We start from the raw sequence: 20,146 nt of genomic DNA, 5'->3' as shown, positions 1-20,146 counted from the left end.
GTACTTTCCCGATGTAAACACCTTTCCCGCTTCCAACTTTCGCATGGCTGCTTCATCCTCCTTCTTTTCCCGCACCCTGCTGCCAGCCTACGGCCTGCTGGTGGTGGGCCTGCCGCTGGCCGGGCTGGGCTACGCGCTGGCGGGCAGTCTGGGGGTGGCCGGGCCCCTGGCCGGGGGCTTTACCCTGCACTACTGGCGGGGTCTGGGCGCGCAAACCGGCCTGTTGGGGGCGGTGCTCTACAGCGCCTGGATTGCCCTGGCCGCCGTAGGTGTTGCGGCTGCGCTGGCGCTCTGGCTGGTGCTGGGCGCCCAGGAAGCCCTGCGCCGCGGGCCCCTGCGGCTCTTGCTGCACCTGCCCCTGCTGATGCCCGCGCTGGTGGTGGCCTTCTACCTGTTTCAGCTGCTGAGTCGGTCGGGCTGGCTTTCCCGCCTGAGCTACCAAAGCGGGCTTACCACCAGCATCGAAGGCTTTCCGGAGCTGGTGCAGGATGCGGCCGGGGTGGGCATTATTCTGGCCCACGTGCTGCTCACGTTTCCGCTGCTGACCCTGCTGCTCCAGGCCATCTACGAGGAAAGCCGCCTCGACGAGTTTCGGCAGCTGACCCTGACGCTGGGGGCCAGCGGCGGGCAGTTTCGGCGGCGGGTGGCCGCGCCAGTGCTGCTGGGCCGGGCGGCACCTACCCTGCTGCTCAGCTTTATTGCCACGCTCGGTGCCTACGACATTCCCCTGCTGCTGGGCCGCCCCTACCCGCAGATGCTCTCGGTTTACATTGCTACCCGCCTGCAGCGCTTCGACCTGCGGGAGTTGCCCGCGGGCTACCTGGCCGGCTTCCTGGTGGCCCTGGGTTTGCTGGCTCTGATCGGGCTGCTGGTGCGCTTACACCGTCGTCATGCGCTCTAGGCTGCTTCCCGCGCTGCTGGGCCTGCTACTAGCCCTGCCCTTCGTGCTGCTGGGGCTGCTGGCCCTGGCCGAGCAGTGGCGCTGGCCCGCGGCCCTGCCCCCGGCGTACTCCCTGACGGCGGTGCGCAGCCTGCTCGGGGCCACCGACAACGACCTGCTCGCGGGCCTGGGCCGCAGTCTGCTGCTGGCGGGCACGGTGGCGGTGCTGGCCACGGGCGGGGGCTTGGCGGTGGCCCGGGCCCTGGCGCGCTCCACCCGGTCGGCCCGCTGGGAAGCGGCCAGCTACCTGCCCTACGCCCTGCCTCCGGTGTTGCTGGCCACGCTCATTCAGCCGTTTATCATTCGCCTGCACCTCTCGGGCTCGGGGGTCGGGGTGCTGCTAGGGCTGCTGCTCGTGGCGCTGCCCTATGCCACGCTGCTGCTGCGCAGCTTCTGGACGCCCCAGGTGGCCGAGTACGAAAGCCTGGCCCGCACCCTGGGCTGCACGTCCGCGCAGGCATTCCGGCGGGTACTGCTGCCCCTGGCCTGGCCCCGGCTGCGCACCGCCCTGTTTCAGACCTTCCTGCTGGCCTGGTTTGATTTTGGCCTGACCAACGTGCTCAGCGTGGGCAAGGTCCGCACACTCACCGTGCAGGTGTTTGCCTACGTGGGCGAAGCCAACAGCCAACTAGCGGCCGTGGCTTCCCTGCTGCTGCTATTGCCCCCGGCCCTGCTGCTCTGGCTCAACCGCCCGGCGTTGCTGCGCCGGCCCGAGTAGCGTATTTTCGGCCCCAACTCCACCTCTCCTGCCGCCCATCCCGCTTCCTTTTCCCGGACCCGCCGGTCTGCCACCTGCTGCCGTACTCCCCGCCGCCGGCGCCGGGGTGCGCCCGTGAGTGCGCTGCTGACCGTTACAAGCCTTACCAAGCGCTTCGGTTCCCAGCCGGTGCTGCTGAACGTGTCGTTGGAGCTAGGGAGCGGGCAGGTGTTGGCCGTGCTGGGCCGCTCGGGCGGGGGCAAAACGACTCTGCTTAAGATTCTGGCCGGCCTGGAAGCGCCCGATGATGGTCAGCTTTACCTGCTCGGCCAAGACCTGCGGCCACTGCCGCCCAACGAGCGGCAGGTGGTGTACCTCTACCAGGAGCCGCTGCTGTTTCCTCACTTATCGGTGTTTGAAAACGTGGCCTTCGGGCTGCGCATCCGCCGCGTGCCGGAGCCGGAAGTGCAGGCCCAGGTGACAGCCATGCTCGCCGAGCTGGACCTGCTCGACCATGCCCGCAAAGCCCCGCACCAGCTTTCGGGCGGACAGCGCCAGCGCGTCGCGTTTGGGCGGGCCCTCATCATCCGGCCCCGCCTGCTGCTGCTCGACGAGCCCTTCGGCAACCTCGACGCCCAAACCCGGGCCGACATGCAGCAGTTATTTCTGCACGTCAGCCGTCAGCACCAGATCAGCTCCATCTTTGTTACCCACGACAGCCGCGAGGCCCTCACCGTGGGCTCGCGCTTCGCCTACCTCGAGGCCGGGCAGCTCACCAGCTTTGCCGCGCGGGCCGACTTCGTGCAGGACCCGCGCACCGGCATCACCTCGGAGCTGGCCTTCTGGCGCAGCGTGGAAGCGCAGCGGTAGCACCACCCGGCATTGGCTTTTACTACCTGGGTTTCCAGGCCCTGACCTCATGAAAACCGATTTCAACCACTGCGAGTCCGTGTACTGGGTGTTTACCCAGCTCTGCAACGACAAGTGCGACCATTGCTACAACAGCTCCGGGCCCCAGGGCACCCGCATCAGCGCCCAGGACTGCCTGCGCATCGTGCGGAATCTGCCCGACCAGGTCGACCGGCTCATTCTTTCCGGCGGGGAGCCCCTGGCCGACCGGGCCAAGCTCTACCTTATTCTGGATGCCGTGCGGGAAAAATACCAGGGGCGCACCCAGGTAATGCTCCAAACCAACGGCGACCTGCTCACGCCCGAAATCCTGGACTTTCTCCTCGCCAAGGGCGTCACCCGCTTCGACATTGCCAGCATCGACCGGTACCACAAGCTGGCCGGCTCCCGGCTGATGACTTTGGCCGACCTCTTCGAAAGCCGGGGCGTCAACGGCGACGACCACGACCCGCTCATCGACAAGGAAAGCTACGTGACCGAAGGCCACCGGCTGAGCTGGGGGTACTGGGGCGCGACCGAGGACATGTGGCTGGGCGGCAACTGGGCCCGGGGGCGGGCCCTGGAAAAAAACATCTGGCTCAAAGACCCCACCCACAACTTCTGCAGCATTCTGTCCGGGGCCCGGGGCTTTCTGGGCGGCACCGAGCTGCCCCAGGAAATCAGCATTCAGCTCTGGAAAATCAACCCCTGCTGCCCCGGCACCCGCTTTCCGCTCGGCGACGCCCGCCGGGAAAAGGTGGCCGACGTGCTGCTGCGGGCTTCGAAGTCCGAAATCATGCAGCGCCTCAACCAAGGGGAGCCGTGGAAGATGGGCGAGTCGGTGGGCGTACCGGAAGCGGCAGCCCACGCCCGCACGGCCGAGCTGCTGAACGTGTGCCGCTGGTGCGACGAGTTTTTCGGCCAGCACCCCGCCCTGGGCGACCTGGGCCACTCCGTCGACGCGCTGCCCACCCCGTAGCCGGCCCGCCGGTGGGCGCGGCAACGGGGCCAGGAACGGGGGTACAGCCGGCGGAGGTCAACCTTTTCGGGGCCGGGCAAGTATCAATCCTATATTCCACTTGCGGAATTTTCTCCCTTCCACACTTTCGAGCCCTCCACCTATGACCCGCTTCTCTTCCTTTTTCGCCCTTTGCCTGATCCTACTCACCTTTTCGCTCAGCAGCTGCGAGCTGGCCGGTGACATTTTCAAAGCCGGCGCCTGGTCGGCCGTTATCGGCATCTTCCTAGTCGTGCTGCTCGTGGGCTTTATCATTCGCAAGATGCGGGGCTAAGCCTTAGCGTTTTGCCAAAGAAAAAAGGGCGTTTCCTCGCGGAAACGCCCTTTTTTCTGCCTGATACGGTAGCCTACTCCCCCGCGCGCTGCTTGCTGGGCATGGTCCCGATGATGTGGTCCCAGAGCGTGGACGATACACCGAAGGCAATTTCGTCCTGGCGGTAGTGGTGCTGGGCGTGGTGGGTCCACCACACTTTCAGAAAGTTCTTGGGCGGGGCGTACATGTGGATGGCGTAGTGCACAAACAGGTACAGGGCGTAGCCGAACGTGAAGCCGGCCAGCACGCCAAAGACGTTGCTGCCGAACATAAAGCGGAAAATAAAGAACAGCAGCGAGGCGACGAATACCGTGATGATGGGCGGCATGGCCAAGCGCGTCTTGTCTTTGGGAAACTCGTGGTGCACGCCGTGCATGGTGTACTGAAACTTGATGCGGCCGGGCGTGGTGGCCGGAATGTGGTAGAGGTAGCGGTGCATGGCGTACTCCACAAAGGAGAACAAAAACCAGCCGGCCAGAAACAGCCCAAAGGCGGATGCCCCGCTGATAAAGCCGTTGGAGAAGCCGTAGTACAGGCTCACCAGAGCCGTAATGAGGAAGATGGAAACGGGCAGCGCAATGTGCGTGTGCGAGAGGCGCTCCAGCACCGGATTCTTAAACAACACGGCCGAGCCCTTATGCTTGGGCTTCACCGCGGCCGGAGCTTTGACCGGAGTTGGTTGCAGATCGGTGTCGGGAGCAGCAGGAGCGGAATTCATAGGAATGAGCAGGCTGATTGAAGGTGCAAAAGTACGCAGCACCGCGCAAATGCTGCGCCAACCCCTGCCCGCTCAGCTTAGGCGCTGGCCTGATACGTAGCCAACAGGTGCTGAACGGCCTCCACGGTGCAGGTGGGCGCCGCGCACCGCAGCGGTGCTTGGTCGTAAAACCCCTCCCGGGCGGCTAAGGTTTCGCTCAGGCGAGCCTCCAGCGCGGCCGGGTCGGGCAGCTGGGCCAGCAGGGGCCGGGCCTGGGCCGCGTGCTGCAGGCGCTGCACCAGTTCGGGCACCGCCACGGCCAGATACAGCGTCAGGCCGGTTTCGAGCAGCACCCGCAGGTTGTCGTGAAAGCAGGGGGTGCCCCCGCCGGTGGCCAGCACCAGCCGCGGGTGCTGCGTCACCAGCTCCCGCAGCACGGCGGCCTCGCGCTGGCGGAAGTACGCCTCTCCTTCCGCGCGAAACATGTCGGCCACGCTGCGCCCTTCGGCCCGCACGATTTCCTCGTCCAGGTCGCGGAAGGGCAACTCGAAGGCCGTGGCCAGGGCGCGCCCCAGCGTGGTTTTGCCGGCGCCGGGCATGCCGATGAGGTAAAGGCGGGAAAGGGTCATAGCGGACGTGTCGGGCAAAGGTAGCAAGCCCTATCCGGACCTAAGTTGAAGCGTTGTAATCGGCGTAAAACTGCCGCCGCACGCGCCGCAGCAGCTCCTCCGCCGCCGCCCGGTCGGGCGCCTCCGGCAGCGCCGACTGCGCGTAGGCCGCCTCCACCTGCTCTACCAACTCTTCGGCTTCGGCCACCAGGGCTTCGTACTCAAACTCGCCCCGGCGCACCCGGAGCAGAAAGTCCCGGTCGGGCCGGCGCACGCGCAGCTCGCCGGTCGCGGCAATTTCCAGGGCCGTGCGCAGCAGCCGGAACACGTGCAGCATGTTTTTGGCGTCGTAGTTCTTGCCGTGCTGCACCGTGTTTTCGTACCGCTCCGCGTTGCGCCGGCCCACCCAGTCCCAGTATTCCTTGTACACGCGGCAGTAGGTGGAGTAGCCGTTGCGGTTGAACGACAGGTAGGCCTCCGGCACCTCGCCCTTGGGCACGGCCGACAGCAGCACGTCGTTGGAGGTTTCCGGGTCGCGCACGAGGCCCCGGTAGCCCAGCGAGCTGGCCGGGTCGGGCGCTACAAACAGGGCGTACAGGTCCACGAGGTGGGGCACGTTGGCCAGCCCGCACTGCGCGGCCGCCACGCCCCGGCGCAGTAGCCACTTCTCGGCCGGCATGGCTCCTGCCCCCACCGTCACGTAGCAGAAGTCTAGCACCGACTTGCGGGCCGGGGGTTCGGGGTTGTTGATTTTCTTGTTGAGCCCCCGGGCCTTGCGAATCTGCGCCACGGCGTACTCGGCGAAGGTTTGGCGGCAGAGCCGGGACAGAAAATTCTCGGGCCGGAACGCCGAGAACAGCGGGTGCTGATACACCACGCAGTCGGGCGGCGTACCCAGGATTTCCAGGGCGGTGGGGTTGTTTTTGAGCAGCAGCTCCACGAAGCGGCGCAGCTCGTAGAACACCTCGTCGTTGGTGGCATTGGCGACCTGGGGCACATAGTCCAGCCCGAAGAAGTCCGCCTCAGGCAGCACAAACACGCCCTTTAGGTCGGTATCGGAGTGGGGCAGGTCGGTGCCGTAAGCCCGGCTGCCGCTGATGGCTTCGAACAGAATCAGGTTGTGTTGCCGCAGGTAGTCGATATCCAGCATAAGGCGAAAGATACGGACCCGGAGGGCTGCTTTCGGCCGGGCTACTGCGGAAAGGCCGCGGCCAGCAGCGCCGGAAACAACGCATTCAGCTCGGCGGCCACTGCGAAGTCGGTGGGCACGGGCAGCGCGGTACGCACGGCCTGGCCGGCGGCGTATTCCTGCTCCAGAAAGGCGCGCAGCCCGGGCGTCAGGGCAACGGTTGCCTTGTCCACGGCCTGGGCTTTCTGCGCCAGCAGCAACTGCACCTCAGCGCGCAGTTCCGCGGGCAGCACCGCCGCCAGAGACCCAAAGTCCATGGGCGGTACGCTCTGCCTGAGCCGAATCCAGTGGGCCGCCAGTGCTGAACGCAGGGCGTAAAATAGCCGCTTCAGCCGCACCGACTCAGCCGTCAGATCGGTTTCCAGGCCCCGGCGCACGAGGCCCAGGTAGTGGTGCAGCCCGGCCCGCAGGTTGAACGCGCGCGGCAGCAGAGGCCGCAGGCGCGGCGCAAAATCCAGGGCCTGGTGGTAAACGACGGGGGACTGCAGCCACTCAAACGGGGCGGCGTTGGAAGCGCGCAGCAGCCTCAGGGCCTTGCGCAGCTCCCAGCCACCCAGGTCCAGCAGCTCATCCACGGGAAAATTGAGCGTATCCGGGCCGTCGTCGAGGGTGAGGTACCAGGCCGCGGGGTGGCAGTAGATAAAGCGCACATCGAAGTCGGAATCGGGGGAGGGAAAGCCCCAGGCCCGGCTGCCCGACTCGCAGGCGTACAGCACCCGAATGCCGTGAGTGGCCTCCAGGCCGGTAAGAGCAGCGCGAATACGGTTGTTCATCAGCAGCAAGGTAACGTTTGGCGGCGGCCCCTGCTCTACCCCAGCTTCACCCGCGGGTCCAGCACGGCGTAGAGCACGTCCACAACGATATTGACCACCACGAACAGGAAGGCAATAAAGATGGTGGCGCCCATCACAATGGGAAAGTCCAGGTTCTGCACGGCCTGGAGCGTGACGGTGCCCAGGCCTTTCCAGTTGAAGATGTACTCGATGAAAAACGCCCCCGCCATCAGCGAAGCCAGCCAGCCCGACACGGCCGTGATAACCGGGTTCCGCGCATTTTTCAGGGCGTGGCCCACCACGGTTTGGTAGCCGGAAAGCCCCTTGGCCCGGGCCGTACGGATGTAGTCCTGGCTCATCACGTCGAGCATGGAGCTGCGGGTGAGCTGGGTGATGACGGCCAGGGGCCGGATGCCCAGGGCAAAGGCTGGCAGCACGAGGTTGCGCAGCACCAAGTGGCGGCCGCTGAACGGGTCGGTTTCGTAGAGTTGCCCGGTCAGGTTAAGGCCGGTCCAGTGGCTCCAGTAGAAGCCGAAGGTCATGGCAATGAGGATGCCGGCTACGAACGAAGGCACCGAGATGCCCAGCACCGACGTCGTAATCAGGGCCCGGTCGAGCCAGGAATGGGGCTTCAGGGCCGCTACCACGCCGAAGCCGATGCCCAGCACCGCCGCCAGCAGCATGGCCGCCAGCGCCAGCCAGAGCGTACCGGTGAAGTGGTCGAGCAGGATGGCCAGCACGTCCTTGTTGCTCTGGAAAGAGCGGCGCAGGTAGGGCGTTTTGAGCACCAGGCTTTTCTGGCCCAGCGGCAGCAGGGCCACGCCGCCGTACTTGGCCACCCCGGCCGAGTCGCGCGGGTGCAGGCCCAGCGGCGACACGTCGTTGAGGTAGCTGCCCAGCTGCACGGGCAAGGGCTGGTCGAGGCCCAGGTCGGCGGCAATGGCGGCGCGGGTGGCGGGGTCCGAGCGTTGGCCGGCCAGCAGCGCCACCGGGTCGCCGGGCAGCACCGCAAACAGGAAGAACACCGTCAGGGCCACGCCCAGCAGCACCAGCACCCCTTGGCCCAAACGACGCAGCAGAAAGGAAATCATATCCGTTGTCAACTGTTAGTTGTCAGTTGCTAGTTGTTAGTTGTCAGTTTTCAGTTCTTGAACGACCTAACAACTGACAACTAGCAACTGACAACCAAAGACTTAAAGCAGCTCCTCCAGCTTGGCGCGGGTGGGAATGTCGTGGTAGTGGAACTTGCCTTTCACCACGCCGTCTTGGAGCAGGATAAAGCCGGGGTTGGAGCGAATCATGGACTTAAGCACCGTGGCGTCGGCGTAGTAGAACGGGGCCGACAGGTTCACGTCGTGGCGGAAGGCGTCGAAGTCCGAAGGGCTGCTGCTGGTCAGAATCAGGGGCGTGATTTTCTTCTTCGACGAGTCGGCCGACAAAATCAGCTGATTGATCTGCAGAAACCGGTCCCGGTCGGCCTTGTCGGTGCCCTGCACGATGAGCACCAGCTTGTTGCCCTTGAGCAGCTCCTGGGTGTAGTCGCCGGCGTCGTTCCAGACCCGGAAGTCGGTGATTTTGGGCGCCGCCTCAGGATTCATACTCACCATCTGCTTGTACTTCCAGGTCGAGTCGGTGGGGTACTCGGTGAACTCCTTGGTTTCGCCGTTGCGCTCCATGATGTATTTGTAGCGCATGGGCTCGGAGGGCTTCATGAGCTTGCCGATGTCGTTGCCGACCTTGTAGGGCAGAAAATCGAAGTAGGGCAAGTGGCCCAGGGCGCGCACCCCGATGCCGATGGCCACGGCCGAGGCAATGGTCATGTACATCACGCCCAGCTGCCCGTGGGCAAACACCCGGCGCAGGTAGCGGAAGTTGAAGAACACCACCAGCCAGAGCCCGAGCAGGAACATGTCCTTGGCAAACGAGGCCCAGGGCGTGAGCTTGATAAAGTCGCCGAAGCAGCCGCAGTCCGTGACCTTGTTGAAGGCGGCCGAGTAGAACGTCAGGAAGGCGAAGAAAATCAGCAGCGCCAGCAGCACTTTCAGGGTGAGGCGCAGGTGCCAGCGCAGCAGCACGGCCACGCCCAGAATCACTTCCAACGAGCTCAGCATGATGGAAATGGTGCGGGCGCTGCTCTTAAAAACCAGGAAGAACTTGCCGAAATCCTGGGCAAACACCTCGAAATACTCCTCCAGCTTCAGGGCCGTGCCAACCGGGTCATTGAGCTTGATCAGGCCCGAGAAAACGAAGATAACGCCGAGCAGCAGCCAGCAGATGCGGGTAATGAGTTTCATGAGGACGTAAGGACTTAGGGTCTTGAGGTCTGGGAAAGCCAACGGGCCGGGCTCTTGGCGGCGCCGCCGATCCGACCAGCATACGAGGATTCGAAGGTAGTTAACCAAAAGCCAACACCCTAAACCCCCGAATTCCTAGGCTCCCAGGCCTTTTTTGATCAACACAAACGCGGCGTAGTTGAGCATGTCCCGGTAGTTGGCCTCCACGCCCTCCGACACCCGGGTAGCCCCGGCCAGATCCTCAATCTGCTTGGTACGGTGCAGCTTCATCAGGATAATGTCGGTGATGCTTTCTACCCGCATCTGCCGCCAAGCCTCACCATAGTCGTGGTTTTTGGCAAACAGCAGCCGACGATTTTCCTCCACCTGCTCGTCGTAGGCCCGGGCTACCTCGGCCGGGTCCAGATCCAGGGGCGCATCCTCGGGCAGACTCAACTGCATCAGGGCAATGAGGCAGTAGTTGACGATGGCCACGAACTCCTCGTCCACGCCGTCGGCCACGAGCTGCATGCCCTTCTCCTGAATCGAGCGGATGCGCTGGGCCTTGATGTAAATCTGGTCGGTGATGCTGGGCAGGCGCATGATGCGCCAGGCGGTGCCGTAGTCGTGGGCTTTGGCCAGAAACAACGTCCGGCACTGCCCGATTACCCGGTCGTACTCGTGCTGGGTTTGGTTACTCAAAATTTTCAGCCTATTTTGTTGAGAAACGACACCGTTTGTGAAAAGCGCCGTCGTTTGAGAAGGTACCGTTTGTGCTGTGCGTCCGTTGCCCAAGCCGGCAGCACGGCGGCCAGGTGGGGCAGCCGCGCGGGCCGAGCCCGATGCCGCGGCTAGTGGCCCCCACCGCGGCCCAACGAACAGAAACGCCCAAAATCATGCTCCAGGCTGCGAAAGATACGTGTTTTTCCCTGAGGCAAACCCTGCGTTGTCCGGGGGGGCGCGTGCTGGATTTGCGGCGGCCGCAGGTGATGGGCATCCTCAATCTGACCCCCGACTCGTTCTTCGCCGCCAGCCGCGTCAGTGCCGCCACGCCCGACCACACCGACTTGCTGGGCCGGGCCGAGGCCATGCTGCAGGCCGGCGCCGCGGTGCTGGACCTGGGGGGCTATTCTTCCCGCCCCGGCGCCGAACACGTGACGGAGGAGGAAGAAATGCAGCGCCTGCTACCCGCCGTGGAAGCCGTGCGCCGTGCTTTTCCCGAGGCCTTTATTTCCGTCGACACCTTCCGCAGCAGCGTGGCGGCGGCAGCCGTGGCGGCGGGCGCCGACATTCTCAACGATATCAGCGGCGGGGAGCTCGACGCGGATATGTTTGCCACCGCCGGCCGCCTGCAGGTGCCCTACGTGCTGATGCACATGCGCGGCACGCCCCAGACCATGACCACGCTCACCGACTACCCCGACGGCCTCGTGCCCGAGCTGGTGCGCTACTTCCGCGACAAGCTGGCCGCCCTGCGCGCCGCCGGCGTGGCCGACGTGGTACTCGACCCGGGCTTCGGCTTCGCCAAGAACGCTGAGCAGAACCACGAACTGCTGGGGCGGCTGCGGGAGCTGGAGCTGTTCGGGCTGCCCATGCTGGCGGGCCTCTCCCGCAAGGCCATGCTCTACCGGCCCCTGGGCCTGACGCCCGAGGCCGCGCTGCCCGGCACGGTGGCCGTCAATACCATGGCGCTGCTCAACGGCGTTAGCCTGCTGCGCGTACACGACGTACCGGAAGCTGTGCAAACCATCCGGCTCGTGGCCAACACTTACTCTTCAACTTCTCCGTGACAGGCTCCTTCAGCATCGGCTTTCTGCGCATTGGCTGGATCGACGTCGTGGACGTGGTGCTGGTCACGGCGCTGTTTTATCAGCTCTACAAGCTGCTGACGGGAAGCGTTGCGCTGAAGGTTTTCCTGGGCCTGATGTCGGTGTACCTGCTGTATCTGGTGGTGAAAGCCGCCGGCATGGAGCTGCTGACCAGCATCCTGGGGCAGTTTATGAGCGTGGGCGTGCTGGCCAGCATCATCTTGTTTCAGCAGGAAATCCGCCGCTTCCTGCTCACCATCGGCAAGGCCACGGCCTTTGACCGGATGCTGACCTTTCCCTGGCGGCGCGAAGAACCCGCGGAGCGCATCAGCGTGACGCCCTTCGTAGAAGCGGCCAAGAGCCTGGCCGGTAAAAATACCGGGGCCCTGATTGCCTTCCAGATGGCCTCCGACCTGAAGTTTTTCGCCGACTCCGGCGACCTGATTGACGCGGCCGTGAGCAAGCGCCTGCTGATGTCCATCTTCAACAAAACCAGCCCCCTGCACGACGGCGCCGTCATCATTGCCGACAACCGCATCAAGGCGGCCCGCTGCATTCTGCCGGTGAGCGAAAACCCCGACGTGCCCGCCTCTGTGGGGTTGCGCCACCGCGCCGCCATCGGCTTGACCGAAGTCACGGACGCGGTGGTGCTGGTGGTGAGCGAGGAAACCGGGCAGATTTCGCTCGTGCGCGGCGGGGAAGTGTTCCGCAACCTGTCGTCGTCGGACCTGCGCGCCCGCCTCAACGAGTTCCTCTTCGACGTGCAGGCCAAAGCCGCCAGCGCCTCGGCGTCCACGGCGGCCGAAGTAGCGGCATAAACAGCGGCGGCCTTTACCTCCGCAATCAAAAAAGAGGGCTGACTATCAACAGGATAGTCAGCCCTATTTCTACGTCCAAATAGCTTGTTTACGGCGTGTTGGTCACGATTTGCCCGGCTTCGGGCTGCTGGGCCGAGCGGTCCTTGAGCGTGCCCAGCTCCTTACCGACTTCGATGAACGCGGCAATGGCCTTGTCGAGGTGGGCGCGGGTGTGGGCGGCCGAGAGCTGCACCCGGATGCGGGCCTGGCCCTTGGGCACCACGGGGAAGTAGAAACCGACTACATAAATGCCCTTTTCCAGCATTTTAGCCGCGAATTCCTGGCTGAGCTTGGCGTCGTAGAGCATGACGGGCACGATAGGATGCTCGCCGGGTTTGATGTCGAAGCCGGCGGCCGTCATTTTCTCGCGGAAGTACTTGGTGTTTTCCTCGAGCTGGTCGCGGAGCTGGGTGCTTTCGGTGAGCAGCTCCAGCACCCGCAGCGAGGCGCCCACGATGGCCGGGGCCAGGGTGTTGGAAAACAAGTACGGGCGGCTGCGCTGACGCAGCATGTCGATGATTTCCTTGCGGCCCGAGGTGAAGCCGCCCATGGCCCCGCCCAACGCCTTACCCAGCGTGCCGGTGATAATGTCGACGCGGCCCAGCACATTGCGGTACTCGTGGGTGCCGCGGCCGGTTTTGCCCAGGAAGCCCATCGAGTGGCACTCGTCAATCATGACCAGGGCCTGGTACTTGTCGGCCAGGTCGCAGATTTTGTCGAGCTGGGCAATGGTGCCGTCCATGCTGAACGAGCCGTCGGTGACGATGATGCGGTGGCGGGTGCCCTTGGCCACCGCGTCCTGGAGCTGGGCTTCCAGGTCGGCCATGTCGTTGTGGGTGTAGCGGTAGCGCTGGGCCTTGCACAGGCGCACGCCGTCGATGATGGAAGCGTGGTTCAGGGCATCACTGATAATGGCATCCTGCTCGTTGAACAGGGGCTCGAACACCCCGCCGTTGGCGTCGAAGGCGGCGGCGTAGAGGATGGTATCCTCGGTGCCCAGAAACTCGGCCAGCTTGGCTTCCAGCTCCTTGTGAATGTCCTGGGTGCCGCAGATAAAGCGCACCGACGACATGCCGTAGCCGTGGGTGTCGATGGCGTGCTTGGCCGCCTTGATAACCTCGGGGTGGGACGAGAGGCCCAGGTAGTTGTTGGCGCAGAAGTTCAGCACCTCTCCTGCTTCGGCCGTTTCAATTTCGGCGCCCTGGGGCGAGGTAATCACGCGCTCCTGTTTGTAGAGGCCGTTGTCTTTGATTTCCTGGAGCTGCTGCTGAAGGTCGGGCTGGAGGGTGCGGTACATGGGTGAAGTGGTGAAATGGTGAACTTGTGAGTGGGGTACGGCAAAGGTAACCGTTGGCGCCATCCCTTGCGGGCTGCCCGGGTCTGGAGCTTACGGGCGGCGGGCCAGAAAGGCGCGCACGCCGGCCCGGCCACTATCCATGAGCTGCTGCTTCTGGGCCGGCGCAATGCGCTTGATCTTGGGATTGAAGCCCGCCGTGCTGATGCTGACGGTGCGGGCCCAGTCGGTGGCGTGGGGCGGGTTCAGGTTTTCGATGGCCACGTTGTAGAGAGCCCCGACGTAGGAGCCGAAGCTGTTGATAGTGTACGGGGCCAGCTGCTGCCGCCCGGTGGCCGTGGTGTCGTAGGCAAGTTGCTCGGGCCGGTCGAGGCGCAAACCCAGGGTTTCGGGATTCACACCGCCCGTAGCGCCGGCGGGCAGGTAGCGGGGTTGGTCAAATAAATCCAGGGGGTAGTTGGCCAGCAGTCCTCCATCGACCAATACTTCCACCGCCTGATTGCGGGCGGGCTGCCGCACCACGTGGCCCTGCTGGTCGAGGAGCACGGCGCGGAAATACAGCGGGATGCTCATGCTGATGCGCACGGCGTCGGCCACGCGCAGGTCGGGGTGGGTTTCGTAGCTGAACACCTGCACCTGCTGGCGGGTCAGGTTGGTGCCCGTCACGTACAGGTCGCGGCCTTTGCCCTGCTTTGCTAAGTCGTGGAGCTGGCCCAGGGTGAGGTCGGCCGAACCGGTTTTGCGGGCCACCAGCTCGCCCATGAAGCGCGTAAACTGGTCGCCGCGGTACCAGCCGTACTGCGTAATCAGGCGGGTGCTGCCTCCGAAGAAAATCAGGCGCCCGTCGTTGAGCCGCTGCACCGGCATCTCGTTGACGACGCGGATAATTTCGGCCGGCGTGTAGCCCACCGCCAGCAGGGCCGCCTGAATGGCGCCCGCCGAGGTGCCGCCGACCCGCTGAATCCCGGCCAGCACGCCCTTGGTTTCGAGCTCCGCCAGGGCGCCACCGTAGGCAATGCCCCGGATGCCCCCGCCTTCCATCACGAGGTTGCGGTAGGCGGGGCGGGCGGCGGGCAGTAGCGCCTGGGCCGCGGCGGCCTGGGGCAGACTCAGCAGTCCGGCAAAAAGAAGAGAGTAGCGCATAGGAGCCGATTAAGATAAGGCAAGGATACCAAACGCCGGCGGAGGGTTGCGAGCAGCAGACGCGCCCACCGGATGCCACCCAAAGCCGGGCCGCACCGTATCTTTGCATTCCTTCCCCACCCTTTTCCCCCAACTCTTCCGAATGAGCACATCCAGCCCTTCCGCCACTCCCGGCGACACCATCCTCGTTATCGGCGCCGGCGGCCAGCTGGGCCTCGAGCTCACCCAGGAGCTGCGGCAGCGCTACGGCGCCTCCAACGTGGTAGCCGCCGACGTGCGCGCCCCCAAAGACGTTGAAACCCAGCAGGCCGGCCCCTTCGAGCTGCTCGACGTGCTCGATAAAAACCGCCTGGAAGACGTGATGCGCCAGTACAAGCCCAAGCAGGTGTACCACTTGGCGGCGCTACTGTCGGCCACGGCGGAGAAAAACCCCAAGTTTGGCTGGCAGCTCAACATGGACGGCCTGTTCAACGTGCTCGACGCCTCCGTGGATTTGGGCGTGCAGCAGGTGTACTGGCCCAGCTCCATTGCCGTGTTTGGCCCCGATACGCCCCGCGACAATACGCCCCAGCTCACCATCATGAACCCCAACACGGTGTACGGCATCAGCAAGCTGGCCGGGGAACAGTGGTGCGAGTGGTACTTCCGTAAGCACGGCCTGGACGTGCGCAGCCTGCGCTACCCCGGCCTGATTGGCTACAAGAGCCTGCCCGGCGGCGGCACCACCGACTACGCCGTCGACATCTACCACAAGGCCGTGGCCGGACAGAATTATGAGTGCTTCCTCTCCGAAGACACCTACCTGCCGATGATGTACATGCCCGACGCACTGAAGGCGACGCTCGACCTGATGCACGCGCCGGCCGAGCAGATCAAGATTCGCTCGTCGTACAACCTAGGCGCCATGAGCTTCAGCCCCCGGGAAATTACGGCCAGCATCCAGCGCCATATCCCCGACTTCCAGGTTACTTACCAGCCCGATTCGCGCCAGCAGATTGCCGACTCCTGGCCCGCCAGCATCGACGACTCCCGCGCCCGCCAGGACTGGGGCTGGCAGCCCGACTTCGACCTCGACAAGATGACGGCCGACATGCTGCTGCATTTGAAGGAAGCCTTGGTGCTGAAGTAGAAGCGCATGTTGTTGAACCTGGGAACTGCTTTGGTATCGATTGGTGGGACTGTCATCCAACTTGGCCTGGCCTTCCTGTGTATCCGGTTTTTCTTTAGGACGCTGACACGCCGGGGCTTGGTTCGCTTTTTCAACCCGTTTCAACCGGGCTGGCAGCAGCTACACCAGCAGTACGGAATAGCACAAGTCATCCGTCCCACTGAATACCTGTCGGGTGTAGTAGGCCCCGTCCAGTATAACAACGGACTTAGGTTCAGATTTGAAGCCCAGTGCTGGATACTTCAGAATATGGATTTATCGGGCCTGGTAGTCCAGATTCCTTATACCGACATCGAAATCCTACAGACGCCGGCCCCATTCCAGGTTACAAGCTTTAGCGACACGGAGTACACGCCCGGCCGGTTTCGGGTTGGGGGCGTCAACATTGAGCTCCCGGCCTATTGGGCCGAACAATTGCTCCAGCATATAGCCGCCACTACTTCCGTCACTTCCTGATGCTTGGTCATCACGGCCACTTACCCGCCCCGCCTTCTTTGGTGGGGCGTTTTTGTTTTCCTTGATTGACAGCAAACCTCCGGTCGTCGGTCACGTTTTTGAGTCTGAACGCCTTTAGCATATGATTGTAAACCTGACCAATGCCGGCTGGCAAATCATCTACCAGCAGGCCCACGCCCTGCTGGCGGCCCAGCTGGCCTGGCACTGGGAGCCGTTTGGGCCCGCCGACCGGTGGGTGAGCATCCTGGCCGCCATTGCCCAGCACGACGACGAGCAGCCCACCTGGGACGGACACTACGGCCTGACGCCCGCCGGGGCTCCCGCCGACTTTTCGCTCCAGGAATTTTCGCTCGAACAAGCCCGGGGCGTCATGAAAGCCGCGCGGTTTCAGGGCCGGTGGCGCTGCCTGCTGACCAGCCTGCACCTGAGCACGCTCTACGAACCCCTGCGCGGGCAGAACCCGGCTACCGACGCCTTCCTGGATGAGCAGCGCGCCAGCCAGCAGGCTTGGCGGCGGCAGCTGAAAGTGAGCAAGCCGGAAGCCCAGCGCGCCTACGACCTGATGCACTGGTGCGACCGGCTCAGCCTGATTCTGTGTCGGCAGGAGCTACCCGAAATGAGCCGGGCCCTAGAAATCTACACCGGCGCCGACGGCCAGCGCTACGACGTGCGCCGCCCCGCCCCCGACGGCCCCCTCACCGTCACGCCCTGGCCGTTCAAAGCCCAGCAGTTTACCCTGAGCGTCGAAGCCAGCCTGCTCGCCCAGCTCCAGTTCAAAGACGACACCGAACTAGCTGCCGCCCTGCGCGAAGCCCCCATCGAAACGCTGAACTGGGAAGTAGCAAAACTGTGAAAGGGTGAGGTGGTGAGCTGGCGCGTTGTCGTCCGACCGGCGCGGTTCCGGTTGTGCCTTCTGTCATGGCGAGCAACGCGAAGCAATTCGTTCTGGACAACACGCTGAACCCCGTAAACTGAAAAGCCCCGGCGTATGCATACGCCGGGGCTTTTTGCAGGAAAGGAGCTGCTTACACATCAGAAGACGCTTTGCTTCAGCTGGCGCCTCACCATGACCGGCCCATCACCCGAACGACAACGCACCAGTTCACCACCTCACAATTTCTCCACCGGCGTGGGGCTTTGCATGAGGCCGGCGGGGACAGAATTGACGACGGCCAGATGGTCGAGGCGGCGGCCGTCCTTGCCGTCGGTGCGGTCGGCGGCGAGCAGGATGGGGCCGTAGGGCTTGTACTCGCTCCAACGGCGGCGGAAGGCGGGCTGGGCGTCGGTGGCCTTGGGAAAGTAGGCCCACTCCTCAATGAGGTTGGTTTTGGGGTTGACCAGCAGCTCGTACTTGTTGTCGGGCGTCACGCCCACGTTCTTAAACGTCATGTTGAGCACCTCGGCGGCCGTGCCGTCCATCAGCTTGCCCGCGCCTTTCGAAGTCAGCGTCACGCCCGAGTCCTTGAGCTTGAAGGGCATTACCAGCCACCAGGAGTTGTTCACCCACACCGGGTACATCTTGTCGAGCAACTTCTTGCCCTCCTCGGTCGTGCTGATGTCCTGCCCGGCCTTGTAGGCGTGGCCCACCTTGGTGTTCAGGTTGTAGTTGGCCACCAGGTCGCCCTTCTGCCAGTGAAAGTCGCCGGTGTACTTGTCCCAGACCTGGTACTGGTCGCCGAAGAAGTTCCAGCCGATGAAGTGGGCACTCTGCCAGGCTTCGTAGCCGCCCATCTGCGCCATCACCCGGTCGGCCAGGGCCTGGGCTTTGGCGTCGGAGCCAGCTTTATCGAAGCCGGTGCCGGCCGGATAGGGCTTCACTTTGGCGGCCCGGAATGCGGTGGGTTGCTGGGCGCCGGCGGAAGCCGACAGCAGCAGGCCAGCTGCCAGTAAAGCGGCAAAACAAGGCCGAAAAACAGTTTTTTTCATAACAGACGAGCTGAGCAGTAAGCTAAACAGTAGACGCCGCCGACGCGGCCGGGACTCCGCGGACGTGTACGCAAATTACCTGGCCGCCGCCGGTTTTTTGCCAACGCCCCGCGCAACCGGCCCGTAGTAGGGAGGCAACTCTTCACCTGACCCACCGGCATGGCCACGCACTATTCTTTCTCCAACGTTGTCGACATCATGAAAACGACGGCGGGCGAGTTTATGAACAACAACTCCTTCCGCCACGCGGCGGCGCTGTCGTACTACACCGTTTTTTCCCTGCCGCCCCTGCTTATCATCGTCATTGCCGTGGCCGGGTCCCTGTTTGGGTCGGAGGCCATTACGGGGGAAGTGTACGCCCAGATGAAAGGCCTCGTGGGCGCCGACACAGCCAAGTTCATCCAGGATAATATCAACGAATTCAACCAGCAGGAACGCAGCGGCTTCGCGGCGGTGCTGGGCATCGGCACCTTGATTTTTGCCGCCACCACGTTTTTCGTGACCCTGCAGGAAAGCATCAACGACATCTGGAATCTGAAGGTGAAGCCCCGCAACGGCATCTGGCAGTTTGTGCACGACCGGTTCTTGTCGTTCGGCCTGATCCTGAGCGTAGCCCTGCTGCTGCTGATTTCGTTTGTCATCAGCGCCGTGCTGTCGGCCTTCACCGATTATCTGCAGCGCCTGCTGCCCGAAGTCACGGTGCTGCTCATCCACGGCATCGACTTTGTGCTTTCGCTCTTCATCACCACCCTGCTGTTTGCCCTGATTTACCGGTTTTTACCCGACGCCATCATCCGCTGGCGCGACGTGGGCGTAGGCGCCTTTATTACGGCCCTGCTGTTTATGCTCGGCAAGTACCTCATTGCAGCCTACATCACCTATGCCAATCCCGGCTCGGCCTTCGGGGCCGCCGGCTCGGCCATCGTACTGCTGCTGTGGGTGAACTACTCGTCCCTGATTATCTTCTTCGGAGCCGAGTTCACCCAGGAATTTGCCGACGCCTTCGGGCAGCGCGTGCAGCCCAAGGCCCACGCCGTGCGCATCGAAACCCGTGAAATTCCCGAGGGTGAAAGCAAGGAGGAAATTACCACTGGCCGCCCCCGCTCCACGGGCCGGTTCCGGGCCTGAAAATAGCCGCTCTTTTTTCGGGGGCCGGCACAATCCGCAGGCCCTGGTCTGGCGTTAGTGTTGCTAATCAGCCCGGCCCCGCCATGAACCGACTTCTCCCCCTGCTACTGCTGCCGACGCTGCTGGCCTGCCACCGCACTGCCACCGACGTCGACTGGGTGCGTCCCCAGCCATCCGCCACGGCTCTGTACCGGGTTACGTTTGAGGCCACTTGGAGTGCCGCCACGCATCCCGGCGACTACCCGGTGGGTGCCCACTTCTCCCCGCTTATTGGCGCCAGCCACGCTGCTTCAGGTCCCGGACGCTTCTTTCAGGTCGGTAACCTGGCTAGCCCGGGCATCAAAAACATGGCGGAGCTCGGCAGCAACGCGGCCCTACGCGCCGAAATCAATGCCCTCATCAGTCAGGGTCACGCCTTCCGACTGCTCGATGGCCGCACGGCCGTCAGCTCCCCCGGCGTGCTCACCGACACTGTCCGCTTGCGCCTCGACCAGCCGGCCGTGTCGGTCGTGACGATGATTGCGCCCAGTCCCGACTGGTTTGCCGCTCTCGACTCCGAAGTATTACTCTCTGCCGATGGCTGGGCCAGCACCCGCCGCGTCGCGGCCCGCTTCTACGATGCCGGCACCGATAGTGGCCCCACCTACACCGCCTCCGACCAACCCACTACGCCTGCCGCCCCGATTCAGCTCATGCCCGGCTGGAGCCCGGCGCCTTACGGTTATTTCGTGCTGGAATTGCTCAAATAGGCTTTTGTAACGAGCAAAAAGCCCCGACGCAATGCTGCGCCGGGGCTTTTTGCTGGGGTAAGCAGCGGGGGCCGGGTCTAGAAAGCCAGACCGAAGGTGATGCCGGTGCGGACGCCGAAGCCGGTGAGCGGGCCGGCATCGAACGTGCCGTTGCCGTTGCTGGTGCTCTTCACTTCGATGCTGCCACCGTTGTAGGAAGGGCCCAGGAAGATGTCCAGCGA

General features: G+C 63.8%; 22 protein-coding genes. 12 read left to right on the top strand and 10 right to left on the bottom strand.

From position 1 onward, the window contains the following. Nucleotides 1-43: 43 nt before the first annotated feature. The 5 genes from EWM57_RS14275 (at nt 44) to EWM57_RS21190 (ending at nt 3,817) form a co-directional block, all read left to right on the top strand. Nucleotides 44-901, top strand: a complete 858-nt coding sequence (locus tag EWM57_RS14275; protein ID WP_129921834.1) for an ABC transporter permease subunit — start codon at nt 44-46, stop codon at nt 899-901. After that, nucleotides 891-1,658 carry an ABC transporter permease gene (locus EWM57_RS14270; RefSeq protein ID WP_129921833.1) on the top strand — a complete coding sequence of 256 codons (768 nt, stop codon included), beginning with the start codon at nt 891-893 and terminating at the stop codon, nt 1,656-1,658. The genes EWM57_RS14275 and EWM57_RS14270 overlap by 11 nt, the downstream gene beginning before the upstream one ends. Before the next feature lie 114 nt (nt 1,659-1,772). Further along, on the top strand, nt 1,773-2,507 hold the full coding sequence (locus tag EWM57_RS14265; RefSeq protein ID WP_242510077.1) for an ABC transporter ATP-binding protein: 735 nt from the start codon (nt 1,773-1,775) through the stop codon (nt 2,505-2,507). 49 nt (nt 2,508-2,556) lie between these two features. Further along, complete coding sequence (locus tag EWM57_RS14260; protein ID WP_129921832.1) at nt 2,557-3,504, top strand: radical SAM protein; 948 nt, start codon at nt 2,557-2,559, stop codon at nt 3,502-3,504. Between the two features lie 142 nt (nt 3,505-3,646). Next, entirely contained in the window at nt 3,647-3,817 is a 171-nt protein-coding gene (locus EWM57_RS21190; RefSeq protein ID WP_165370521.1) for a hypothetical protein, read from the top strand. A 73-nt stretch (nt 3,818-3,890) separates the two neighbouring features. Here EWM57_RS21190 and EWM57_RS14255 read toward each other — a convergent pair whose 3' ends face one another. From EWM57_RS14255 to EWM57_RS14225, 7 genes are all read right to left on the bottom strand, one after another. Continuing rightward, nucleotides 3,891-4,574, bottom strand: coding sequence for a sterol desaturase family protein (locus tag EWM57_RS14255; protein ID WP_129921831.1), 684 nt, complete (start codon nt 4,572-4,574; stop codon nt 3,891-3,893). A 77-nt stretch (nt 4,575-4,651) separates the two neighbouring features. After that, nucleotides 4,652-5,182, bottom strand: coding sequence for a shikimate kinase (locus EWM57_RS14250; RefSeq protein ID WP_129921830.1), 531 nt, complete (start codon nt 5,180-5,182; stop codon nt 4,652-4,654). 40 nt (nt 5,183-5,222) lie between these two features. After that, on the bottom strand, nt 5,223-6,311 hold the full coding sequence (locus EWM57_RS14245) for a DNA polymerase beta superfamily protein (protein ID WP_242510076.1): 1,089 nt from the start codon (nt 6,309-6,311) through the stop codon (nt 5,223-5,225). Nucleotides 6,312-6,352: 41 nt separating this feature from the next. Beyond that, the gene (locus EWM57_RS14240; protein ID WP_129921829.1) at nt 6,353-7,123 is read right to left on the bottom strand and encodes a nucleotidyltransferase domain-containing protein; all 771 of its coding nucleotides are present in this window, start codon (nt 7,121-7,123) and stop codon (nt 6,353-6,355) included. Nucleotides 7,124-7,158: 35 nt separating this feature from the next. Then, nucleotides 7,159-8,214: an ABC transporter permease gene (locus EWM57_RS14235; RefSeq protein WP_129921828.1), complete on the bottom strand. Its 1,056-nt coding sequence runs from the start codon at nt 8,212-8,214 to the stop codon at nt 7,159-7,161. A 102-nt stretch (nt 8,215-8,316) separates the two neighbouring features. Then, nucleotides 8,317-9,417, bottom strand: coding sequence for a BT_3928 family protein (locus EWM57_RS14230; RefSeq protein ID WP_129921827.1), 1,101 nt, complete (start codon nt 9,415-9,417; stop codon nt 8,317-8,319). 135 nt (nt 9,418-9,552) lie between these two features. Beyond that, a complete protein-coding gene (locus EWM57_RS14225) occupies nt 9,553-10,098 on the bottom strand; it encodes a DUF1599 domain-containing protein (RefSeq protein ID WP_129921826.1) in 546 nt (181 codons plus the stop codon). Nucleotides 10,099-10,358: 260 nt separating this feature from the next. On the opposite strand from EWM57_RS14225, the gene folP reads away from it, so the two are divergent. Together folP and cdaA are read left to right on the top strand one after the other, a co-directional pair. After that, nucleotides 10,359-11,186: a dihydropteroate synthase gene (gene folP, locus EWM57_RS14220; RefSeq protein ID WP_317128190.1), complete on the top strand. Its 828-nt coding sequence runs from the start codon at nt 10,359-10,361 to the stop codon at nt 11,184-11,186. Continuing rightward, nucleotides 11,183-12,022 carry a diadenylate cyclase CdaA gene (gene cdaA, locus EWM57_RS14215; protein ID WP_129921824.1) on the top strand — a complete coding sequence of 280 codons (840 nt, stop codon included), beginning with the start codon at nt 11,183-11,185 and terminating at the stop codon, nt 12,020-12,022. The genes folP and cdaA overlap by 4 nt, the downstream gene beginning before the upstream one ends. Before the next feature lie 88 nt (nt 12,023-12,110). Here cdaA and kbl read toward each other — a convergent pair whose 3' ends face one another. Together kbl and EWM57_RS14205 are read right to left on the bottom strand one after the other, a co-directional pair. Continuing rightward, nucleotides 12,111-13,358 (bottom strand): glycine C-acetyltransferase, encoded by a 1,248-nt coding sequence (gene kbl, locus EWM57_RS14210; protein WP_129921823.1) that lies wholly within the window; start codon nt 13,356-13,358, stop codon nt 12,111-12,113. Between the two features lie 90 nt (nt 13,359-13,448). After that, on the bottom strand, nt 13,449-14,498 hold the full coding sequence (locus EWM57_RS14205) for a patatin-like phospholipase family protein (RefSeq protein WP_129921822.1): 1,050 nt from the start codon (nt 14,496-14,498) through the stop codon (nt 13,449-13,451). Nucleotides 14,499-14,640: 142 nt separating this feature from the next. Here EWM57_RS14205 and EWM57_RS14200 point away from each other — a divergent pair, with 142 nt between their 5' ends. The 3 genes from EWM57_RS14200 to EWM57_RS14190 all read left to right on the top strand — a co-directional run bounded on the left by EWM57_RS14200 (nt 14,641) and on the right by EWM57_RS14190 (nt 16,975). After that, nucleotides 14,641-15,627 carry an NAD-dependent epimerase/dehydratase family protein gene (locus tag EWM57_RS14200; RefSeq protein ID WP_129921821.1) on the top strand — a complete coding sequence of 329 codons (987 nt, stop codon included), beginning with the start codon at nt 14,641-14,643 and terminating at the stop codon, nt 15,625-15,627. Between the two features lie 288 nt (nt 15,628-15,915). Further along, nucleotides 15,916-16,122, top strand: a complete 207-nt coding sequence (locus EWM57_RS14195) for a hypothetical protein (RefSeq protein ID WP_129921820.1) — start codon at nt 15,916-15,918, stop codon at nt 16,120-16,122. 121 nt (nt 16,123-16,243) lie between these two features. Continuing rightward, complete coding sequence (locus EWM57_RS14190) at nt 16,244-16,975, top strand: DUF3891 family protein (protein ID WP_129921819.1); 732 nt, start codon at nt 16,244-16,246, stop codon at nt 16,973-16,975. Between the two features lie 257 nt (nt 16,976-17,232). Here the strand turns inward: EWM57_RS14190 and EWM57_RS14185 are convergent, their stop codons facing one another. Further along, complete coding sequence (locus EWM57_RS14185) at nt 17,233-18,048, bottom strand: hypothetical protein (RefSeq protein WP_129921818.1); 816 nt, start codon at nt 18,046-18,048, stop codon at nt 17,233-17,235. A 159-nt stretch (nt 18,049-18,207) separates the two neighbouring features. Here EWM57_RS14185 and EWM57_RS14180 point away from each other — a divergent pair, with 159 nt between their 5' ends. Then, entirely contained in the window at nt 18,208-19,176 is a 969-nt protein-coding gene (locus tag EWM57_RS14180; protein ID WP_129921817.1) for a YihY/virulence factor BrkB family protein, read from the top strand. Between the two features lie 83 nt (nt 19,177-19,259). Continuing rightward, nucleotides 19,260-19,925 carry a spondin domain-containing protein gene (locus EWM57_RS14175; protein WP_129921816.1) on the top strand — a complete coding sequence of 222 codons (666 nt, stop codon included), beginning with the start codon at nt 19,260-19,262 and terminating at the stop codon, nt 19,923-19,925. Nucleotides 19,926-20,146: the final 221 nt, after the last annotated feature.

Origin of the sequence: Hymenobacter persicinus (assembly GCF_004167665.1) — a bacterium.
In the GTDB taxonomy this organism is placed as follows: Bacteria; Bacteroidota; Bacteroidia; order Cytophagales; family Hymenobacteraceae; genus Hymenobacter; species Hymenobacter persicinus.
This window is presented reverse-complemented; position numbering and strand designations above follow the sequence as displayed.